Raw genomic sequence first — 21,255 nt, 5'->3', positions numbered from 1 at the left:
GGTCCGACTGGGGGATCCGACGGCCGGTGACCGGCTGCGGATTTCGTACCCGATGTGGCCCTAATCCGCGCGTTCGTCTCTCCAGTGCGAGCGGTTCTGTTCAGCCCTCGGACGGCAAGTGACAAAAAGCGTCGATAACCCCTATTCTTCCCCTTATGACAGCTTTGGAAATTGGCGGCGAAGCTCTGCCGCAGGAACGTAAGATCGTCACCGAGATTCCGGGACCGAAGTCCCGTGAGATCGAGGAACGTCGCAAGTCAGCCGTGGCGACCGGTGTCGGTTCGAGCCTGCCCGCCTACGTGGTCGCGGCCGGCGGCGGAATCCTCAAGGACGCCGACGGCAACCAGCTCATCGACCTCGGCTCGGGCATCGCCGTGACCACGGCCGGCAACGCGAACCCCCGCGTGGTTGAGGCCGCGAAGGCCCAGCTCGAGGCCTTCACCCACACCTGCTTCATGGTCAACCCCTACGAGAGCTACGTCGAGGTCGCCGAAGCCCTCAACCGCCTCACTCCGGGCGACCACGAGAAGCGCACCGTGCTGCTCAACTCCGGTGCCGAGGCTGTCGAGAACGCTGTGAAGATCGCTCGCGCCCACACCGGCCGCGACGCCGTGGTCGTCTTCGACCACGCCTACCACGGTCGTACCAATCTGACCATGGCGATGACGGCGAAGGCCGCCCCCTACAAGGCCGGCTTCGGTCCCTTCGCCGGTGAGGTCTACCGCGCACCCATGTCCTACCCGTACCGCGACAACGATGCGGCCGGCACGAAGATCAGCGGTGAGGACGCAGCCAAGCGCGTCATCACGATGATCGAGAAGCAGATCGGCTCCGAGTACGTCGCCGCGATCGTCATCGAACCCATTCAGGGTGAGGGCGGCTTCATCGTCCCGGCCGAGGGCTTCCTGCCCACCCTCGTCGACTACGCCCGCGAAAAGGGCATCGTCTTCGTCGCCGACGAAGTGCAGGCCGGATTCGCCCGCACCGGCAAGATGTTCGCCTCCGAGTGGGAGGGCATCGTGCCCGACCTCATCACCACGGCCAAGGGCATCGCCGGCGGTCTGCCGCTGTCGGCCGTGACCGGTCGCGCGGACATCATGGACTCGGTCGGACCGGGCCGCCTCGGCGGAACCTACGGCGGCAACCCCGCCGCCTGTGCCGCAGCACTCGGAGCCATCGCAGCCTACGAAGAGGACGGACTGCCCGAGCGTGCCCTGGCCATCGGTGAGATCATCGTCGACCGCCTGACCAAGCTGCAGTCGAAGTACCCCGAGGTCGGCGACATCCGCGGCCGCGGTGCCATGATCGCCGCCGAATTCGTCGAGCACGATTCGATCGAGCCGAACGCGGATCTCGTGAAGAAGATCGCGGACTACTGCGCGAAGAACGGCGTCCTCGTGCTCACCACGGGAACCTTCAGCAACATCCTGCGCTTCCTGCCGCCGCTGACGATCTCCGACGAGCTCCTGGGGGACGCCTTCGACGTCATCGAGGCCGCCCTCGCCGAACTCCTCGGCTGACCCTCCTCCCAATTACTACCTGACGGCGGCTCAGCAACCTCGCGCGAGGTTGCTGAGCCGCCGTCAGGTAGTTCTGGAGGGTTTTCGACGGACATGACGGATGTAGCAGAATAGAGGCCATGACTTCAGAGATCGACAGCGCGACCGGCACGTCAGCGAGCGTCCCGGCCCGAGTGTGGCACTTCCTTCGGGGACCGCGCTTCATCGATCTGCCGATCCGTCTGCTGGCCCTCATCATGGGTCTGACGATCCTGGTGCCCGGGTCCTTCGAGATCACCGAACCCCGTTACGCGGGCCTGCTCATCCTCGCCTACGGACTCATCGTCTTAGCCGCTTTCCTGCCGCTGAGCATCGTCATCGCGACGACCGGACTGGGCATCGCGTTCTCCATGCTCTACCCGGACCTGGAGAACATGTTCCCCGAGGCGCTCATCCTCGCCACCGCGGTCCTGATCAGCCGCCGCCGCTGGATCGGCTTCGCGCTGGGCACCATCGGACTGGCCGTCTACCTCGGCGCATCGACCCGACTCGGATCCTATGACGTCGGCTTCGAAGGGTTCACCGACCTCGGCTACGGCTGGCTGACCTATTCGATCCTCGGCCTGTGCGCGTCGTTCGTCGAGGCCCGAATCCGCAGTGAGATCGACCGCCGAGAACGCGCCGCCGTCGACCACCAGAAATCACTCGACGCCATGCGCGCCCGGTTCACCAGCGACATGCACGACACCATCTCGCATTCGCTGACCACCGAATCCGCAATCATCCGCACCCTGGCGAAGGAAAGCGACTCCGAGACCGCGGACCGCCTCCTCGCCGAGTTGGCGCTGGTCAACGCCGAAGCCACGAAACGGCTCCGACAGCTGGTGACGAGCCTGAGCAAGTGGGAGACCGAAACCTGCACCGGGGACTCCGCCACCTCTCGGGTCCGATTCCGCGCCGAGGCGGAGCAGCTGTCGATCGCGATCGAGGACGGGTGCGCGGCCGGTTCCGTTCCGCTGACCACCGAGCTCTCCCCGCTGCCGACCCACGCGACCGGCACTCTGTCACACCATTTCCGGGCCGTGATGCTCGAGCTCGCCACGAACGTCATCCGCCACTCCGTTCCGGGCACCCCCGCCACCCTCGCCGTCGAAATGCGAGGTGAGCGCGGTGACCGGGCCGAACTGCTCTGCCGCAGCACGAATGAATCCCCGACCGCCCTGACCCAGGCGCCGCGGTCCCTGTCCCGCCGGGCCAAGGCCGTGGGCGGCGTCTGCCGGGTGGACGCGGATGATCGGAAGAGAACCGTCGTCGAGGTGGCCCTGCCGATCCGTTTCATCTCCCCGTCCGCACAGGCCACCTCTGCCGCCGACATGATAGACGTCGTCGATGACGACTTCGAGACCGGTGCAGTGACATCAAGCACCGAGGCAACAAATGACGCGGCTGCTGGTGATGAGTCGCCACATGTGCAGGCACCGTCTGCCGGTGCACCCACCACCGATCGCAGCGCCGATTCCGTGCCGGACACAGGCGGGGCGACCGACTACCGCAGCCAAGGTCGCCGCAAGAAGGGCGACCGCGACAAGGTCGACGCCTGATGACGGCGCGCCACCAGCCGATGCCATCCACGGGCGCGGAGGCGACCCCGCCAACCAACTCGTCGCTCAACCGGGACGACACCTCGGACCCCGCCGAGCGCACCGCCGCACTCACCTCCGTGCTTGTCGTCGATGACGATTCGTGGACGACACGAGCGGTGGCGGCGGCGCTCGATGATGCGGGTTCCTTCCGTGTACTCGACCCCGTGCACTCCGGCGAAGAGGCCATCGTCGCTTTCGACGCCGAGCGTCCCGACCTCGTCCTCATGGACGTCAATATGCCGCCGGGAATGAGCGGCGTCGATGCGACGGCAGCGATCATGGACCTCGACCCCGAGGCCCGCGTTGTGCTCCTGACGACCGTGTCGCCCGGTCCGGGAATCGCCCGCGCGCTCGAAGCCGGCGCACTCGCCGTGATCAACAAGACGGCAGGGGAGAGGGAACTCGTCTCGCTCGTGCGGGCCGCCTCGGCGGGGGAAAGCCCCGAACTGCTCAGAGGGTTGGCCGAGGACATCGTCATCAGCGGAGATCCCCTGCCCGACGCCCCCGACGCGGCACCGCAGCTGACCGCGCGCGAGCTGGAGCTGCTCACCCTGCTCTGCCAGGGCCACAGCTACGAGGAGATCGCGGCCGACCAGTCGGTGGCCATGTCCACCATGAAGTCGCATGCCCGCAACCTGCGCCTCAAACTGGGGGCGCGCAATCTCGCCCAGCTCGTCGTCCGCGCTCTCCAGTTCAAATTCTTCTCCCCGGAATGATCTGCCCCCGCGGAGGCGGCTGGCTGATTCGACTTAACCCCACCCCGCCGAGGCGGCTGACCCGTCCGCTACATCCCACCCCGCCGAGGCGGCCGGTTCCGTTGGTGCAGACCCTCCCGACCGTGGGCGCTCGTTGACTACAGTGGGAGCATGACCGACACCGCGAGTCCGCGACTGTCCCGACTGATCCTGGACACAGAGGGGTTCCTCCTGCCGCTGACCGAGGTGGCCGACGACGTCGCGGTCGCGCGAGTCGAATTCGGCTTCGACCTGCCAGCCGCGCCCGCCGAGGCGGCCGACCACGGCTCCTTGAACGGAACCGTCGTCCTCGTCACCGAACCGGTGCGCAGCCCTGCCGGACTCGACGCTGTGCTGACCGACTATGCGGGAGCCGCCGCCCTCGTCGTCCCGCCCGGAACGCACAGCCACCTCGGTGACGGGGTCGACCTGCGGGGGAGTGCGGGCCGGGCTCCGATCCTCCTCGAACGATCGCCGCATGTGACGTGGTCGGAGATCCTCGTCCATCTGCGACAGCTCATCGAAGGGGCGACGAGCGCCCTGGCCTGGCCCGATGTCGACGACCTCAGCGCCCTGGCCGCCGCCATCGCCGAAACCACGGGCGCGTCGATCACGATCGAGGACCCGGCCTCGCGAGTGCTCGCGCATGCCAACCTCGGCGACGAACTCGATGAGATCCGTCGCGAGACGATCCTGTCCGGGGCCATTCCCGACTGGCGGATCGCCGAACTCGAGGAATCCGGGTTCCTCGACACGATCCGCCGCTCCACCGATGTCGTCGAACGTCCCGCCGAAGGCACATCACCGGCCCGATCGGTCATCGCCCTGCGCAGCGAGGGCGAACTCATCGGGACGATCTGGGCGGCCTACCCGGCCGAGGTCGATCCCGAACCGCTGCGCGAGGTGCTGCGCGATGCCGCTCGCGCGGCCCTGCCAGTGATGCTGCGGACCCTGCGCCGGTCACCGTTCGAGAAGCGCATCCGCCGGGAGGCTCTCGGCGGGATCCTCGCCGGCTCGGCCGATCTCGGGCCGGCGGCGACCCTGCTGTCGCTGCCGTTCTCGGGCAGCTTCTGCGTCCTTGCCTTCACCGAGGTGGCCCCCGACCGAGAGCCCGTCCTGCTGTTCCATCTGCGGGCCGCCTTCGCCGATGCCGTGCTCGCGCACGTGAGCTCCGCCGGTGCCGCACACGCCGGACATGGTTCTGTTCCCGTCAGCCCGGCAGATGTCAGCATGGGTCGATCCGGAACCGGGGAGCGGGTCCGCCTCGCGGCATTGGTGCAGATGAGCGAGCCGATGAACGCCGATCAGGTGCGCGACCACGTCATCGCCGCTCTGCGCAGGTCCCTGCCGAAGTCGGAGACCCTGTGCTTCGGAGTCGGCGCCCCGGTCGACCGCCTCGATGCCGTGCACCGGTCGTGGACCGAAGCCGCATACGTCGTCGACGCCGTGCAGACCGTCACCGAGGCGGGTCCTGGCGCGGACGACGAGGACGTGGACCCGACCGCACAGACGAGTTCAGGCACACGCGCAAGTCCGAGTACTCGCGGCCGAATCGTCGGGGCGACCATCCGCGACGTGGCAGCGAGGGTCGTCGGTCTGCAGGTCGCCGATACGCTGCTGGCCGCAGATGAGCGCGTGATCGGCGGAGGGCCCGGACCGGCCGGCGGGCGAGCACTCGCCGGCCAGCGGGCTCTGCCGGGCGCCGGAGTGCTCGGTCCGGCGCAGGCACTGGCCGCTCACGACAATCGGCACAACGGCAGCCTGCTCGAGACCCTGCGCGTCTACTTCGCCACGGTCGGCAACTCGGCCGAGGCCTCCCGCCGACTGCATGTGCACACGAATTCGCTGCGACATCGCCTCGGCCGGATCGAGGTGATCACCGGTCTCTCAACGGCGGAACCGGCCGAGCGGCTCTGGCTCGAACTCTCCGTGCTCGTTCACGACCGGTCGTGAGAAACCTACAATCAGCTTCTGCGAACATTGGCGAATTATCGTGCGTTCTTCGAGGTCAGCCATCCTAAGGTGACAACAGATCTCGAACAAAGGACGTTATGCCCAGTCATCACCATGCGATTCCGAACCGTCGCGCCCGAGCAATCCGAACGATCGCAGAGAACAGCGCGTCGCCTCACCGCGCAGCCGCCCCGGCACAGTCGGCACATGCCTCCGCGCGGCCGGATTCGGCTCCGGCACAGTCGGCACACGCCTCCGCCCCTTCTGACTCCGTTCCCGCGCTGACCGATGAGGCGGCCGTGCTCGGGCTCATGGATCTCGACTGGGTCGACACCGCCTTTGACCGGCTGACCTCGGCATTCGCATCAGATCGCGAGGTGCTCCACGCAGTGGCGTGCAAGGCGGTGCCGCTGCCGTCGCTGCTGCGCCGATTCGCCGAGGCGGGAGCGGGCTGCGAGGTCGCCAGCCCCGGCGAACTCGAACTCGCACTCTCGGCCGGGTTCGCCCCCGACCGCATCGTCTTCGACTCCCCGGCCAAGACCTGGGCCGAACTGTGCCGGGCCGTCGACCTTGGCGTCTCGATCAATGTCGACAACTTCGACGAACTCTCGCGCCTCGACACGATCCTGGCGGAGCGTAACAGCACGGACGCCACGGCCGCTTCGGCGAAGATCGGAATCCGCATCAATCCGCAGTCGGGCACGGGCGCGATCGGCGCGCTGAGCACCGCCACCGAAACCTCGAAATTCGGTATCGGACTCGCCGACCCGGGCGCCCGCGAGGCCCTCATCGAGGCCTACCTCGCTCGCCCCTGGCTGAGCCAGATCCACGTCCACTCCGGTTCGCAGGGCATCAGCCTCGGCAAGGCCGCCGTCGGAATCCGCGCCGCCGTCGACCTCGCCGAGGAGATCAACTCGCGTGCCTCGACCAGGCGGATCACGCGCATCGACATCGGCGGGGGACTGTCGGTGAACTTCGACGGCGAGGACATCACCCCGACCTTCGCCGACTACCGCTCGGTGCTCGAAGAGGAGGTGGCGGGCCTGTTCGAATTCGACATCGTCACCGAATTCGGCCGCGCCCTCCTCGCCAAGGCCGGCACCATCCTCACCCGCGTCGAATACGCGAAGACCACCGGCGGGCGCCGCATCGTGATGACCCAGGCCGGTGTTCAGGTCGCCACCCGCACCGCCTATGCCCCGAACGACTGGCCCCTGCGGATCTTGCCGTTCACCCCGGACGGGAACCCCAAGACCGCCGAGGAGGCCGACACCGAGATCGTCCCGACCGACGTCGCCGGACCCGCCTGCTTCTCCGGCGACCTCCTGGCCCGGGATCGGATGCTGCCGCGTCTCGACGCAGGTGACCTCGTCGCCGTACCCGAGACAGGCGCCTACTACTTCTCGAACCCGTTCTCCTACAATCTGCTCCCGCGGGTGCCGATCTTCGGCTACCGCACCGCTCCCGACGGCGGCATCGAGTTCAGCCTCATCCGCCGCGGGCAGGCGATCGCTGAGATCCTCGCCGAGGCGGGCGAGACCGAACTGCGCCCGCTGAGCCCGGTGAACCGCGGGCTGAGCCCGGACGGCCGCCCGGTGAGTCCGCACGATTGCGAAACCGCTGCCGAACTTGCCCACGGCAGCTGATTTCGACTCGCCTGTGGCATCTGCACAGTGACCGGCAGGCATATTTGTGTGTTGTTGTGCCGTTTTCACGTCACTTCGAACGTAGAGTGATGGAGAACACATCTGCTCTGACCCGGGAGAACACCCAGATTCACCCAGGCCAGGGGAGGACAAGTGAATCACCGCACGAGAAGAAAGACGAAGATGCTCACCTCACACTCACTGCGCAGAGGCTGGCAACGGTGCCTGGCCGGCGTCGCCGCACTCGCCCTTGCCGGATCGATGGCCGCCTCCCCGGCGCAGGCTGCCACCTCGGAGGCTCCGGCCTCGGAGAACGTGCTGCGGATCGCCACCGACGGTTTCATCGACTCCTTCAACCCGTTCACGTCTTTCTACCTCGTGCCGACGAACACCTTCCGGTATATGTACGAGAATCTTGTGGCCAACGACGCCAAGGACGGTTCGATCACCGAGGGGCTCGCCACCGAATGGAACACGGACTCCGAGGGCAAGGTCTGGACCTACACGATCCGTCCGGACATGAAATGGTCCGACGGTGAACCGCTGACCGCGAAAGACGTCGCCTGGACCTACAACCAGATGATGGAGAAGGAAGAGATGGCGGTGGCCAACGGCAGCCTCGTCGAGAACTTCGGCAAGGTCGAGGCCCCCGACGACGGCACCGTCAAGATCACTCTGAAGAAGCCGCAGGCGAACAACCCCGGCCAGGAGATCCCCGTCGTGCCCGAGCACGTCTGGTCGAAGATCGACAAGCCCGGCGAATTCAAGAACGATGAGAAGTCCGTCGGCTCGGGGCCCTTCCAACTCGAGAGCTACGAGGCGAACAAGTCGATCACGCTCAAGGCGAACCCGAACTTCTGGCGCGGCAAGCCGAAGCTCGACGAGATCCAGTACCGCTACTACACGAACTCCGATGCGCAGGTGCAGGCGATCCGCTCCGGCGAAGTCGACTTCATCACCGGGCTCAGCCCCGACCAGTTCACGGCGCTGGAGAACGCGGACAACGTCGAACTCAACGACGGCAACGGTCGCCGGTTCAACGGAATCTCCATCAACCCGGGCGTCGCCGATGCCACGGGCAAGGAATTCGGCACCGGCAATGAGGCGCTCAAGGACAAAAAGGTCCGCCAGGCAATCCGCGCCGGCATCGACACCGAGACCCTGCGCAAACAGGTCATGCAGGACTATGCGCAGCCGGCCACGAGCTTCATTCCCGCCGTCTACCCCGACTGGACACTCAAGTCCGACAACTCCGTCATCAGTGGATTCGACGTGGCCGAGGCGAAGAAGCTCCTCGACGACGCCGGTTGGAAGGAAGGATCCGGCGGCATCCGCGAGAAGGACGGTGAGAAGCTGCAGCTGCGCTTCCTCACCGACGCCGACGCGCCGATCGAACAGAGCACCGCGAAGTTCCTCAAACCGTGGATGAAGGACATCGGCATCGACCTGAAGAACGAGTCCTCTGACGTCGACACGGTGTCCGAACGCACCACCAAGGGCGACTACGATATGTACTTCTCCGGCTGGTCGATCAATCCCGATCCCGACTACCAGCTGAGCATCAACACCTGCGGTCAGCGCCCCGACGCCGACGGCAACGGCGGCACCAGCCAGGACGGCTGGTGCAACAAGGAATTCGACAAGCTCTATCAGGCTCAGCACGTCGAGCTCGACCAGGCCAAGCGTCAGGACCTCGTGCAGAAGGCCCAGGCCATCCACTACGAGGAAGCCCCCTCGGTGACGCTGTGGTACCCGAACCAGCTCGAGGCCTACCGCTCCGACCGGTTCGACAACTTCACCAAACAGCCCAGCGACGGCGGTGCCATCGCCAACCAGGTCGGCTACTGGGGATATTCCTCGGTCGAACCCGTCAGCGAAGAGGAAGCCACCGGCGGCGGAATGGGCGCCGGAGGCTGGATCGGCATCGCGGCAGCGGTCATCGTCGTCCTGGGCGGAGGCGGCTGGCTGCTCAGCCGTCGCAAGAAGTCCGACGACCGCGAATAGTCCCCTCACCCACAGTCCGGGTGCCGCACCATCCGCACCACCTGCGGCACCCGGACTCACGGGCCAGTCCGCACCACCTGCGGCACCCGGGCCCACGGGCCCGTCCCCACCATCTGGAGCACCACAGTGAGCACACCCACCCACGATCCCCAGTCCGGGGATCGCCCTGACCGAGGACCGGGCACGGCGAACCCGGGCACCGACCCCACGAACCCCAGCCCCGCCTCGGCGAAGGGATCCGCGGCAACCGCCGACGCGAACCCCGCCGACCCGGCGAACCCCGCCACCGTCGATATGGACGAACCACCGACCGGCGGATCGTTCACCCGCTACTTCCTGCGCAAGCTCGGTGGGGCCGCGACCTCGATGGTCCTCGTCATCGTGCTCGGCTTCTTCGCCTTCCGCATGCTGCCCGGCGACCCCGTGCTCAAGATCGCGAAGGAACGGCCGATGTCGCCGGCGCAGATCGCCGAACTGCGCAGCCAATACGGACTCGACAAACCCGTGATCGTCCAGTTCTGGGACTACCTCATCGGCATCGTCACCGGCGACCTCGGCGAGTCCTACGTGTACCGGAAGTCCGTGTCGGCGCTCATCGGCGAATACCTCGGCCCGACCCTGCTGCTCACCGCCACCGCGGCCGTCATCGCCATCGTCCTGGGCCTGTGGCTCGGACAGATCTCGGCCTGGCGTCGAAATTCCCTGTTCGACAAGCTCGCGTCCTCGACCTCGCTGATCTTCTGGTCCGTGCCGACGTTCTGGCTCGGCCTCATCCTGCTCATGATCTTCGGCGGCACCCTCCAATGGCTGCCCACCGGCGGCATGATCACCCCCGGCCTCGACCCGTGGTCACCGGCCGGAATCATCGACGTCATCAAACACCTCATCCTCCCCGTCGTCTCGCTCGTCGCAGTCGTCTATGCGCAGTTCCTCATGATCATGCGTGCCTCCCTGCTCGAGGAGATGAACGAGGACTACCTCACGACCGCCCGCGCAAAAGGACTCACCGAGGATGAGGTGCGCCGCCGTCACGCTGTGCCCAACGCGCTGCTGCCGACCGTCACCGTCGTCTTCCTCCACATCGGCGGGCTCATCGCCGGCGCGGTCACCGTCGAAGCCGTGTTCTCGTGGCCGGGACTGGGCAAACTCACCTTCGAAGCCATCCGCGGCCCCGACCTGCCGCTGTTGCAGGGCACCTTCGTCGTGTTCTCGGCGATCATCATCGTGATGAACCTCGCCGCCGACATCGTCTACCGATTCCTCGATCCCCGCGTCAGGAGGGCCTGATGAGCGCGAACACCCCCGCCGAGGCGGCCCCCGGCCCCTCATCGAACGAACCGAATCCGCGTGGTTCGGAGACACGGGGATCCACCCCCGTCGTCGACGGCGCGAAGCTCGTCCGCGAACGCCGCCTGAACAACGCGAAGAATAACTGGGCGCTCTTCCGCTCCGACGTCCCGGCGCTCATCGGCGCCGTCGTGCTCCTCTTCTTCATCGTCATCGCGATCGCCGCACCGCTCATCGCCCCGGCCTCGATGCTCGATGTCACGAAGCAGCTCGACGTGCCGCGCTATGCCCCGCCGAGCCTCGACCACCCCTTGGGCACCGATGACCTGGGACGGGAGCTGTGGGTGCGCATCCTCTGGGGAGCGCGCGTGTCGATCCTCGTCGGCGTCGCCGCGACCGTCATGTCGATGATCATCGGCACCATCATGGGCCTGGCCGCAGGTCACTTCACGGGACTGTTCGGCGGCATCATCATGCGCATCGTCGACTTCTTCATCGTCCTGCCGTCCCTGCTTCTCGCGATCGTGCTGTCCTCCGTGCTCGAGCGCGGTGTCTTCACGATCGTCGTCGCCATCGGACTGACCTCATGGGCGTCGACCGCACGGATCGTGCGCTCGCAGACGTTGAGCGTCGAATCTCGGCTCTACATCGAAAGGGCGCGCATCCTCGGTGCCGGACATTCCCATATCCTGTTCCGTCACCTGCTGCCTGCGGTGATGCCGCTCGTGCTCGCGAACACGACGCTGACCGTCGGTGGGGCGATCATCGCCGAATCGACGCTGTCGTTCCTCGGCCTCGGGGACACGTCGAAGGAATCGTGGGGCACGATCCTGAAGAACTCGATGGACGTGTCCGCGGCGACCTCCGGCTACTGGTGGTACGTGCTCACCCCGGGCATCGCGATTCTGCTCGTCGTGCTCGCATTCACGATGGTCGGGCGCGCTTTCGAGGCCATCATCAACCCTGCCCTGAGGAGCCGCTGATGACCGATCTTCATTTCGAGAACGTCTCGATCACCTACCGCTCCTCATCCGACCGCGGCGATGTCGTCGCCGTGCAGGGCGTCAGCCTCGACCTGCCCGCCGGTGCCACCCTGGGCATCGCAGGGGAGTCCGGGTCGGGGAAGTCGACCCTGATCATGTCGGCTCTGCGCCTGCTGCCGAAGTCGGCTCGCCTCGAGGGGCGGGTCCTCCTCGGCGGGCAGGACATCCGGGAACTGAGCTTCGGCCAGATCCGCGCGGTCCGGTGGGCACAGGCCTCGATCGTGTTTCAAGGAGCTCTGCACTCTCTCAATCCCGTCCGCGAGGTGGGAAGCCAGATCATCGAAGCCCTCGAGCATCACTCGAAGGGCACGTGGACGACTCCGCAGAAGCGCCGGGACCGGATGTTCGAACTCCTCGCCGAGGTCAACCTCGAGGCATCGAAGTCGAGCGCATATCCGCACGAGCTCTCCGGCGGGCAGAAACAGCGCATCATGATCGCCATGGCGCTCGCCTGTGAACCCGATATCATCATCGCCGACGAGCCGACGACTGCTCTCGACGTCATCGTGCAGAAGCAGATCCTGTCCGGCCTGGCCCGCCTCGTCGCCGAACGCGGAATCTCCCTGCTGATGATCAGCCACGACCTCGCCGTGCTCTCGGCCGTGTGCGCGAAACTCGCGATCATGCGTCACGGCCGCCTCGTCGAATACGGACCGAGCGAGGAAGTGTGCCTGTCTCCGCAGGAGGACTACACGAAGCAGCTGGCCGGTGCGTTTCCGCAGATCGGGGACCCCGAATCCCGGCTGAATCCCCGAACACTCAAACCCGCCGAGGTGGTCCGGGCCGAACCATTCACCATGACGGATGAGGTAGTGCTCGAGGCGAAGGATCTCAGTGTCTCCTTCGACACCCGGCGGGGTCGTGAACGTGCGGTGCGCGGTGTGGACCTGCAGCTGCGGAAGGCGGAGATCCTCGCCGTCGTCGGCCAGTCCGGCTCGGGGAAGACGACTCTGGCACGGTCGCTGCTCGGTCTGCAGGAGGTGGAAGCGGGTTCGCAGCTGTCGTTCGCGGGCAAGGCTCTGCCGAAGAAGGCGAAGGAGCTGCGAGCATTTCGGCAGAAGGTGCAGATGATTCTGCAGGATCCGGCCGGATCGCTCAATCCCAAACGCAGCGTGTACGAGGCCGTGGTCGAGGGCCTGAAGGTGCAGGGGATCAAGGACCGGGAGTACGAGAGGGTCATCGGCGCGCTCGAAGCCGCCGAGCTCACCCCGGCCGAGGACTATCTCGAGTCGATTCCGCAGGAGCTCTCCGGCGGACAGCGGCAGCGCGTCGTCATCGCCGGCGCACTGGCTCTCGACCCGCAGGTGCTCATCGCCGATGAGCCGGTGGCATCGCTGGATGCCTCGGTGCGCGGGGAGATCCTTTCGCTGTTCCTCGCGCTGAAGAAGAACTTCGGGATGAGCGCGCTCATCATCACCCACGACCTCGGCCTGGCCTGGAACATCGCGGATACGGTGGCGGTGATGAAGAGAGGGGAGATCGTCGAATACGGTGAGGTCGACAGGGTGCTGTCCGATCCGCAGCACGAGTACACGCAGGAGCTGCTCGCCGCGGTTCCCCGATTGGGAAGTCAGAGTCTGGTGAGGAATGAGTGAGTCGGAGTTCGTTGAGTCCAGGCCCGACGATGCGCCCGGGTCTGCCGGCGCGGGGGAGCCGAGCCCCTATCTCGATTCTGCACCGCTGGCGCCCGGTGACACCGTTCGCCTCATTGCGCCGTCGGGACCCACCGACGAGGAGTCGCTGCAGCGGGCCATCGCCCAGCTGGAATCCTGGGGCTTCGACGTCGTGCCGGGGGCCAACGTCCGCAGCCGGCACCCGCGGGTGAAGTATCTGGCCGGCACGGACGCCGAGCGCCGGGCCGATCTTGTCGACGCGTGGTGCGATCCGGACACGGATGCGGTCGTCGCGCTCCGCGGAGGGTTCGGAGCCATGCGCCTGCTCGACGGCATCGACTTCGACCTCATGCGCCGGCACATGCTGCGCAGGGACGGCCGTCCCAAGCTGCTCACCGGCTCCTCGGACATCACCGCACTCCACCAGGCCTGGGAACACCACCTCGGCGTCGCGACTCTGTTCTGCCCGATGGTCGGCAATGACCCGTTCAAGAACTCGACGGTCGTCCCCGACGAGGTGGCCTCGTGGCTGTTCCATCCCTGGGGCGGCCGCGAACTCGGCTTCCCCGCAGAGCACGTGACCATTTCGACCACTCAGGACCGTGCGACGGAGGGCACCGCTGCGGCGGAGCAGACCGCTGCGACCCGCCCGCTCAGCCGGGCGCAGACGTTGGTTCCGGGGTCGGCGAGGGGCCGCCTCGGCGGGGGAAATCTCAGTCTCATCGCCGCGGGGATGGGCAGTCCCGAGCTCATCGACGTGCGGGAACGACGCGAGCATCGGGGGCCTGGCATCCTCATGCTCGAAGACGTCGACGAGGAGCTGTACCGGCTCGACAATCTCATGGTGCAGCTGGTCCGCGGCGGGTGGTTCACCTCGGCGGATGCGGTGGTGCTCGGCTCGTGGGAGGACTGCGCGCCCGTCCACGAGGTGGAGGCGCTGATGATCGACTACCTCGGCGGTCTGGGAATCCCGATCGTGTCTGAGATGGGCTTCGGCCACGATCCCGATGCGCCGAGCGCCCCACTCGGCGTCGACGTCACGCTCAAGGCGGAGCCCGGGGAACGGCCGCGGGTGTGGGTGGATCGCGCGAGTGGGCAGACATGAACGAAACGAGACTGACAGGAGCACGCTGATGAGCGAACTGACATTCGATGGACTGCCCGGAGTGCGATTCAGCGCTCTGGCCTTCGACGTCGACAGTGGGGAACGGGTGTTCGCCCACAATGAGAACGACGAACTCGACACCGCCAGCATGGGCAAGGTCTTCCTCCTCCACACTGCCTTGCAGATGTACAAGGACGGCACGCTTGACCTGGAGGAACGCCTGCATCGGCGGCCTTCGGAAAGGGTCGACGAATCGGGGATCTGGTACCTCATGGAGCAGGACGATCTGAGCATCTTCGACGTCGCTCTGCTCATCGGGGCGTTCAGCGACAACTTCGCCACGAACGTGCTCATCCGCAGGGTCGGGCTGGAGAATGTTGCGGATCAGGTGGAGAAGCTCGGGTACAGGAACTCGGGTCTGCACGACTTTCTGCGCTGGCCGCGCCCGGCCAAAGCGCCGCGGACACTGTCGACGGGCACGGCCGCGGAGCTCAGTGATTTCATGGCCAGGCACGCCAAGGACGAATTCTGGGACGAGTCGACGAACGAGGTCTTCCGGCGCTGGTTGGGAGCCGGCGCGGACACCTCGATGGTCGCCTCGGCGTTCGATCTGGACCCGCTCGCTCATTACAACTACCAGCGGGATGTGTGGGTGTGGAACAAGACCGGCACGAACGGGACGATCCGGGCCGATGCCGGGATCGTGATGACGCCTACGCGTCGCGTCGCCTATGCGGTGTTCGCGAACTGGGAACCGGGCACCGACCGCGTCGTCGACGTCATGCCGATCATGCGGCAGGCCGGCAACGCGATCCACCGGTTCCTCTGACGTTGATTGATTCCCAAGACCCCTCGGCGCCGAGAGCCGTGGGGTAGTCTGGTGGGCGATGTCCGATACGATCTACCTCACAGGCGAAGCGAAGGCTCCGTCGAACAACCCGATCACCAACCAGTTCGGTCTGTTCTACGTGGCGTTCGAGATCCAGCCGGACACCCACCGAATCCTCGATGTGGACTGCACGGCGACGTTGGCTCTGACCCGGAACTTCATTCGGAGCCTGTTCGTCGATGCCGACATCACGGACCCTGGTCGACTGATAGAGCGCATCCAGCGCCGCTACCACGGATCCTCGCAGAAGGCGCTGATCACAGCAGTGAACAACGCCGCGAAGAAGTACCGCGAGGTCACCGCTTAGGCAGCGCCTTCGACCACCCCGATTGCCCGGGCCCTCACCGGACCGGATCCGATCGACAACTGCACATTGCTCCATCCCGGAGGCATCCTCGGTGCCGCCCGTGGCTCTGCCACTGGCCCAACCGGTGCTGCTGCCATCCGCGCCGTGCGGCGCAGCCAGCTGCGGCACCGTCGGCTCTGCCTCTGCCGGGATGGACGGATTCAATGAGGAAGTGTCGTTAGTGATCACGGACGGTTTTCTATTCATCAGCCTGCTTCTGGCGATCTCCGCAGCGCTTGTCGTCGCGGACCGGAGCGGGCGCTTCAAGCTCTTCAAATATGTGCCCGGCTTCGTCATCCTCTACATCGTGGCGGCGCTGCTCAACACCTTCGGCGTCTTCGACCACGACGGCGGAGACATCACCGCGGTCGGTGACACCCTGCGCGAGGTCATGCTGCCGGCGATGATCCTGCTCATGCTGTTCAAGTGCGATATCCGGCAGATCATCAAGCTCGGGCCCAAACTGCTGCTCACCTTTGCGGTGACCGCGGCGAGCATCATCATCGGCTTCATCATCAGCTACCTCATCCTGCACTCCAGCCTCGACCCGGAAGCGTGGAAGGCCCTCGGCGCTCTCAACGCCTCGTGGACGGGTGGTTCGGCGAACATGGTCGCGGTGCAGGAGGTCCTCCAGGCACCCGAGAACGTGTTCGGCTATGTCCTCATCGTCGACACGGTGCTCTACTCCTTCTGGCTGCTGCTCGTCTTCTCCTCCGTCACGGTCTCCGACAAGTTCGACAAGTGGACGAGGGCCGATATGTCGAAGCTCGACTTCACCGACAGGGTCTCGGCCGAGGAGGAGAAGCCGATGACGCTGTCATCGATCTTCGGACTCATCGGATTCGCACTTCTGGCCTCGGCCCTGGCGATTCGCCTCGGCGAACTGCTGCCCGAGGTCGGAGCGGTCATCGACGGCACCGCGTGGACGATCCTCATCGTCAGCGTCCTCGGCCTGGCCATCGGATCGACTCGGTTCGGCAAGACCGCCGGATCCAATGAGCTCGCGACGATCCTGCTCTACCTCATCATCGGCATCATCGCCTCGGGCTCGGACTTCACCTCCCTGGCCGAAGCGCCGCTCTACCTGGTGGCGGGCATCATCGTCCTTCTCGTCCACATCGCCATCATGCTCATCTACGCCAAGTTCACCCGGACCGAGCTCTTCAGCGTCGCCGTGGCCAGCACCGCGAATATCGGCGGAATCGCCTCGGCGCCGGTCGTCGCGGGAGCCTTCAACCGACAGCTCGTCCCCGTCGGTGTGCTGTTCGCGCTGATGGGAACGTTCCTCGGCACGTTCCTCGGCCTGTGGTCGGCCCAGATCCTGTCCGGGCTGGCATGATGAACGAACCGACCCCGCCCCGCCGAGGCGGCCGACCACCCCACCGCGTGCGTGCCGCTCCGTGCGCCCACCCCTGCACCGACCCAATCCGCCCGACCGGAAGGACCCGACCATGACCGCACCCAACACCGAATCCGCAGCCGGACCCGACACGGAATCCGCACCAGACGCAGCATCCGCACCCGCCGTCGACGTCTTCGACGGACACAACGACCTCGCCTGGTACCTGCGCGAGGAACGCGACTACAGCGTGGAGGGGCTCAACGACCCGGCCGTCTCGCCGTTCACCACGATGGATCAGCTGGCGGCCGGACACGTGGCCGCGCAGTACTGGTCCGTCTACGTTCATTCCTCGATCACCGGCGCCGACGCGATCAAGGCCACATGGGAGCAGATCGACGCGGTCCAGCGCGTCGTCACCGCCTACCCCGAACGACTCGCCTTCGCGCGTACTGCCGCCGATGTCCGCGCCGCCCGCGCTGCCGGTAAGGTCGCTTCCCTGATGGGCGTCGAAGGCGGTCAGCAGATCGACGAGTCCCTGGCCGTGCTGCGGTCCTACGCCCGTGCCGGGGCCCGCTACATGACACTGACCTGGTCGACCACTCATTCCTGGGCTGACTCGGCCACCGACGAACTGGTCCACGGCGGCTTGAGCGACTTCGGCCGTGAGGTCGTGGCGGAGATGAACCGGATCGGCATGATCCTCGACCTCTCCCACGTTGCTCCCTCCGTCATGCAACAGTCCCTGGATCAGAGCACCCTGCCGGTGCTCTTCACCCACTCCTGCGCGTACGGCCTCAACCCGCACCCGCGCAACATCCCGGACGACATCTTGGACCGCGTGCCCGACAACGGGGGAGTGGCGATGATGACGTTCGTGCCCTCGTTCGTCTCGAATGCCCGCCGCGAATGGGTCGACGCCGGAGAACAGGGAACCGCCCCCGAGGTGACCGTGGCCCAGGTCGCCGACCACTGCGATTATGTTCGCGAACGGATCGGCATCGACCACATCGGACTGGGCGGCGACATCTGCGGAGTCGATGAGCTGCCGACCGGACTCGGTGATGCCGGCCAGTATCCGAGCCTGTTCGCCGAGCTCGCCTCGCGCGGCTGGTCGCAGACCGACCTGCGCAAGATCGGCTTCGACAATGCGATGCGCGTCCTCGACGCGCACGAGGATGCGTACACGGCGTTCCTCGGCTCGGCGGTCGACGCACCGTCCGCGGCCAACGCCGGTTCCGCGGCCAACGGCACGGCCGCCTCGGCGACGGGGAACGGCGGCGGCAACGTCGGGTCCGCAGGCAATGGTTCGGCCGCCTCGGCGGGGGCGGAATCATGACGCGGCTGCTCGTCATCGTCAATGACATCGAATCTCAGCCGGGACTGCTGACACGGTGGATGATCAGTGAGAACGTCGAATTCGATCTGCGCATCGGCGGGGTTTCGCCCCTGCCGGCGCCCTCGGAACTCGATGGCTATGACGGGCTCATCATGCTCGGCGGCGGGTACATGCCTGATGAGACGGATCGGGCCCCATGGTTGGCCGATGAGGCCGAACTCGTCCGCCGTGCCCTGGCCACGGATCTGCCGCAGTTCGGGATCTGCCTCGGCGGGCAGCTCATCGCCCACGTCATCGGGGGTGATGTGCGGGCTCAGACCGGGGCACCGGAGAAGGGTTACACGAGGATCGACACCACCGCCGAGGCGGCCGCGGACCCGGTGTTCTCCGCGATCCGACCGCGGACGTCGTTCGTCGAAAGCCATGTCGACCGCATCGTCGCCCTCCCCGAAGATGCGACCCTGTTGGCCACGAGCGAGACCTGCGAATTCCAGGCATTCCGAGTCGGCCGGGCGTGGGGGACGCAGTTCCATCCGGAGTCGACGCGGGCGAATATCGAGCGCTGGGATGCGGAGAAATTGCAGACTTTGGGGTTCGATAAAGATACCCTGTTGGAAGAAGCGATGGAGCTCGGGCCCGACAGCGAACGTGATTCGAAGGCCCTGTTCTCGGCGTTTCTCACGGTGGTTCGGAACTGAAGCTTGTGTGTCAGGCTCGTGACTGCGGCATACTAGGCGAGGCTCTGACCACAGTCAGGGTTGCCAGGTATGCGGCACAGCCGCCGCATTGGACACGGAGGAATCGTGAGCGACAAAGAACCCGCGACGACAATCGACCCCGGTGACGGACACCAGCCCGAGACCCTCAAGCGGGTCATGGGGCCGAAGCTGCTGCTTCTGTTCATCGTCGGTGACATCCTCGGAACCGGCGTCTATGCTCTGACTGGCAAGGTGGCCGGGCAGGTCGGCGGTGCCGGTTGGGCACCGGTGATCCTCGCCTTCCTCATCGCGCTGATCACCGCCTTCTCCTATATGGAACTCGTGACGAAGTATCCGCAGGCTGCGGGTGCAGCGCTCTATACGCACAAGGCGTTCGGAGTCCACTTCGTGACGTTCCTTGTCGCCTTCGCCGTCCTCAGCTCCGGAATCACCTCGGCATCGACGGCGTCGAATGTCTTCGCGGCGAACCTCGTGGCCGGCTTCGGTTGGGACGTCTCCGGCACAGGGGTGATGTGGATTGCGCTGGCGTTCCTCACCCTCATCGCGCTCATCAACCTCCGCGGAGTCGGCGAGAGCGTCTGGTTCAACGTCGTCCTCACTCTCATCGAGCTGAGCGGTCTGCTGTTGGTCATCGTCGTCGGCTTCTTCGCACTCGGTTCGGGTGACGCCGACTTCTCTCGCGTGATGATCTTCGAGACCGAGGGCGACAAGAGCGTCTTCCTCGCGGTCACCGGTGCCACTGCGCTCGCCTTCTTCTCCATGGTCGGTTTCGAGGATTCGGTCAACATGGTCGAGGAGACGAAGGACCCGCGCGTCTTCCCGAAGATCATGCTCTCCGGCCTGACGATCACCGGCATCATCTATGTGCTGGTCTCCCTCGTCACCGTCGCGGCCGTGCCGATCGGCGTGCTCACCGAGAGCGAGACGCCGCTGCTCGAAGTCGTCCGCGAGGGTGCTCCGGGTCTTCCGATCGATACGATCTTCCCGTTCATGACGATGTTCGCCGTGGCGAACTCGGCCCTGATTAACATGCTCATGGCCAGCCGTCTGCTCTACGGAATGGCCAAGCAGAACGTGCTCCCGCCCGTGTTCGCGAAGGTCTTGGCCGGCCGTCGCTCGCCGTGGGTGTCGATCATCTTCACGACGCTGATCGCCTTCGCGCTCATCTTCTTCGTGTCCACGATCCTGCCCGAGACGGTGACCGCGTCCCTGGGCGGCACCACCTCGCTGCTGCTCCTGGCGGTGTTCGCCGTCGTCAACGTCGCTGTGCTCATCCTGCGCAAGGACAAGTCCGGCAACGCCGAACACTTCAAGGCACCGACGATTCTGCCGTGGATCGGCGTCATCACCTGCGTGTTCCTCGTCGGTCCGTGGGCCCGCCTCGATGAGCTCATCCAGTATCAGATCGCAGCGGCGCTCGTCGGCATCGGCGTCGTCCTGTGGGCCGTGACCTGGTTCTGGAACCGTTCGACGAAGGGCACGAGCACCCGATTCCGCAATCCCGAAGAGCTGTCGTGAGCTCATCCACCCGCCGAGCCATGTCTGCATCGCCCGATATGCTGGGACGGTGGGTTCCCGGCCTGCGCGCTCGGTTCTGTACAGCTCAATCCAACGAAGGTGAAAAATGACAGTACTCGTCGGTTACGTCAACAATCCCGCCGGACACGCTGCTCTCGATGCCGGCATCGCGCACGCGAAGAAGGACGGCAAGGAGCTCGTCGTCGTCAATGCGTCACGGTCGGCGCAGCGCAGCGACTCCTACCGCCTCGGCGAGGGGGAGCTCAAATCCGTCAACAACTACCTGACCAGGGCGGACGTCGAGTTTCGCGTGCTGACCTTGGGCAGCGAATACGACCCTGCCGAGCAGATCCTCGACACCGCCAACGAGGTGGGAGCCGAACTGATCGTGCTCGGAACCCGGAAGCGCACCCCGGTCGGGAAGTTTCTGCTCGGGTCGACGATTCAGAAGGTCATCCTCGACGCCGAAGCCCCGGTGCTGTGCGTCAAAGCCGCGCACTGAGGGCTTGAGATAGCGAGTGCAGCGGCGTGCCCCGCGGCGACGGGTCATGCTGTGCGTGCTGTGCATGCGTGGCGTC

General features: G+C 66.0%; 17 protein-coding genes. All 17 read left to right on the top strand.

Annotated features, from left to right (window positions below; translation table 11 throughout):
- Nucleotides 1-155 precede the first annotated feature (155 nt).
- The 17 genes from gabT to SB749_RS02135 all read left to right on the top strand — a co-directional run bounded on the left by gabT (nt 156) and on the right by SB749_RS02135 (nt 21,179).
- Nucleotides 156-1,520, top strand: coding sequence for a 4-aminobutyrate--2-oxoglutarate transaminase (gene gabT, locus SB749_RS02215; RefSeq protein ID WP_410708805.1), 1,365 nt, complete (start codon nt 156-158; stop codon nt 1,518-1,520).
- A gap of 119 nt (nt 1,521-1,639) precedes the next feature.
- Entirely contained in the window at nt 1,640-3,100 is a 1,461-nt protein-coding gene (locus tag SB749_RS02210; RefSeq protein WP_410708804.1) for a hypothetical protein, read from the top strand.
- Nucleotides 3,100-3,858 carry a response regulator transcription factor gene (locus SB749_RS02205; protein WP_410708803.1) on the top strand — a complete coding sequence of 253 codons (759 nt, stop codon included), beginning with the start codon at nt 3,100-3,102 and terminating at the stop codon, nt 3,856-3,858. Before SB749_RS02210 ends, SB749_RS02205 begins: the two co-directional genes overlap by 1 nt.
- A 150-nt stretch (nt 3,859-4,008) precedes the next feature.
- A complete protein-coding gene (locus SB749_RS02200; RefSeq protein ID WP_410708802.1) occupies nt 4,009-5,829 on the top strand; it encodes a PucR family transcriptional regulator in 1,821 nt (606 codons plus the stop codon).
- A gap of 98 nt (nt 5,830-5,927) precedes the next feature.
- A complete protein-coding gene (locus SB749_RS02195) occupies nt 5,928-7,475 on the top strand; it encodes a diaminopimelate decarboxylase (protein WP_410708801.1) in 1,548 nt (515 codons plus the stop codon).
- A 183-nt stretch (nt 7,476-7,658) separates the two neighbouring features.
- Nucleotides 7,659-9,479 carry an ABC transporter substrate-binding protein gene (locus SB749_RS02190; RefSeq protein ID WP_410708800.1) on the top strand — a complete coding sequence of 607 codons (1,821 nt, stop codon included), beginning with the start codon at nt 7,659-7,661 and terminating at the stop codon, nt 9,477-9,479.
- A 126-nt stretch (nt 9,480-9,605) separates the two neighbouring features.
- Nucleotides 9,606-10,766, top strand: a complete 1,161-nt coding sequence (locus SB749_RS02185; protein ID WP_410708799.1) for an ABC transporter permease — start codon at nt 9,606-9,608, stop codon at nt 10,764-10,766.
- The gene (locus SB749_RS02180) at nt 10,766-11,749 is read left to right on the top strand and encodes an ABC transporter permease (protein WP_410708798.1); all 984 of its coding nucleotides are present in this window, start codon (nt 10,766-10,768) and stop codon (nt 11,747-11,749) included. Before SB749_RS02185 ends, SB749_RS02180 begins: the two co-directional genes overlap by 1 nt.
- Nucleotides 11,749-13,404 (top strand): ATP-binding cassette domain-containing protein, encoded by a 1,656-nt coding sequence (locus SB749_RS02175; RefSeq protein WP_410708797.1) that lies wholly within the window; start codon nt 11,749-11,751, stop codon nt 13,402-13,404. The genes SB749_RS02180 and SB749_RS02175 overlap by 1 nt, the downstream gene beginning before the upstream one ends.
- The gene (locus SB749_RS02170) at nt 13,397-14,527 is read left to right on the top strand and encodes an LD-carboxypeptidase (RefSeq protein WP_410708796.1); all 1,131 of its coding nucleotides are present in this window, start codon (nt 13,397-13,399) and stop codon (nt 14,525-14,527) included. Before SB749_RS02175 ends, SB749_RS02170 begins: the two co-directional genes overlap by 8 nt.
- Nucleotides 14,528-14,555: 28 nt before the next feature.
- On the top strand, nt 14,556-15,356 hold the full coding sequence (locus tag SB749_RS02165; RefSeq protein WP_410708795.1) for a serine hydrolase: 801 nt from the start codon (nt 14,556-14,558) through the stop codon (nt 15,354-15,356).
- 58 nt (nt 15,357-15,414) lie between these two features.
- Nucleotides 15,415-15,723, top strand: a complete 309-nt coding sequence (locus SB749_RS02160) for a DUF3870 domain-containing protein (protein WP_139468103.1) — start codon at nt 15,415-15,417, stop codon at nt 15,721-15,723.
- A 220-nt stretch (nt 15,724-15,943) separates the two neighbouring features.
- Entirely contained in the window at nt 15,944-17,101 is a 1,158-nt protein-coding gene (locus SB749_RS02155) for a DUF819 domain-containing protein (RefSeq protein ID WP_410709917.1), read from the top strand.
- Nucleotides 17,102-17,213: 112 nt separating this feature from the next.
- A complete protein-coding gene (locus SB749_RS02150; RefSeq protein WP_410708794.1) occupies nt 17,214-18,440 on the top strand; it encodes a dipeptidase in 1,227 nt (408 codons plus the stop codon).
- The gene (locus tag SB749_RS02145; protein ID WP_410708793.1) at nt 18,437-19,138 is read left to right on the top strand and encodes a type 1 glutamine amidotransferase; all 702 of its coding nucleotides are present in this window, start codon (nt 18,437-18,439) and stop codon (nt 19,136-19,138) included. The genes SB749_RS02150 and SB749_RS02145 overlap by 4 nt, the downstream gene beginning before the upstream one ends.
- Before the next feature lie 177 nt (nt 19,139-19,315).
- Nucleotides 19,316-20,677, top strand: a complete 1,362-nt coding sequence (locus tag SB749_RS02140; RefSeq protein WP_410709916.1) for an APC family permease — start codon at nt 19,316-19,318, stop codon at nt 20,675-20,677.
- Between the two features lie 106 nt (nt 20,678-20,783).
- Nucleotides 20,784-21,179: a universal stress protein gene (locus tag SB749_RS02135; RefSeq protein ID WP_410708792.1), complete on the top strand. Its 396-nt coding sequence runs from the start codon at nt 20,784-20,786 to the stop codon at nt 21,177-21,179.
- Nucleotides 21,180-21,255 lie beyond the last annotated feature (76 nt).

Source organism: Brevibacterium sp. SIMBA_078, assembly GCF_046534565.1.
In the GTDB taxonomy this organism is placed as follows: domain Bacteria; phylum Actinomycetota; class Actinomycetes; order Actinomycetales; family Brevibacteriaceae; genus Brevibacterium.
This window is presented reverse-complemented; position numbering and strand designations above follow the sequence as displayed.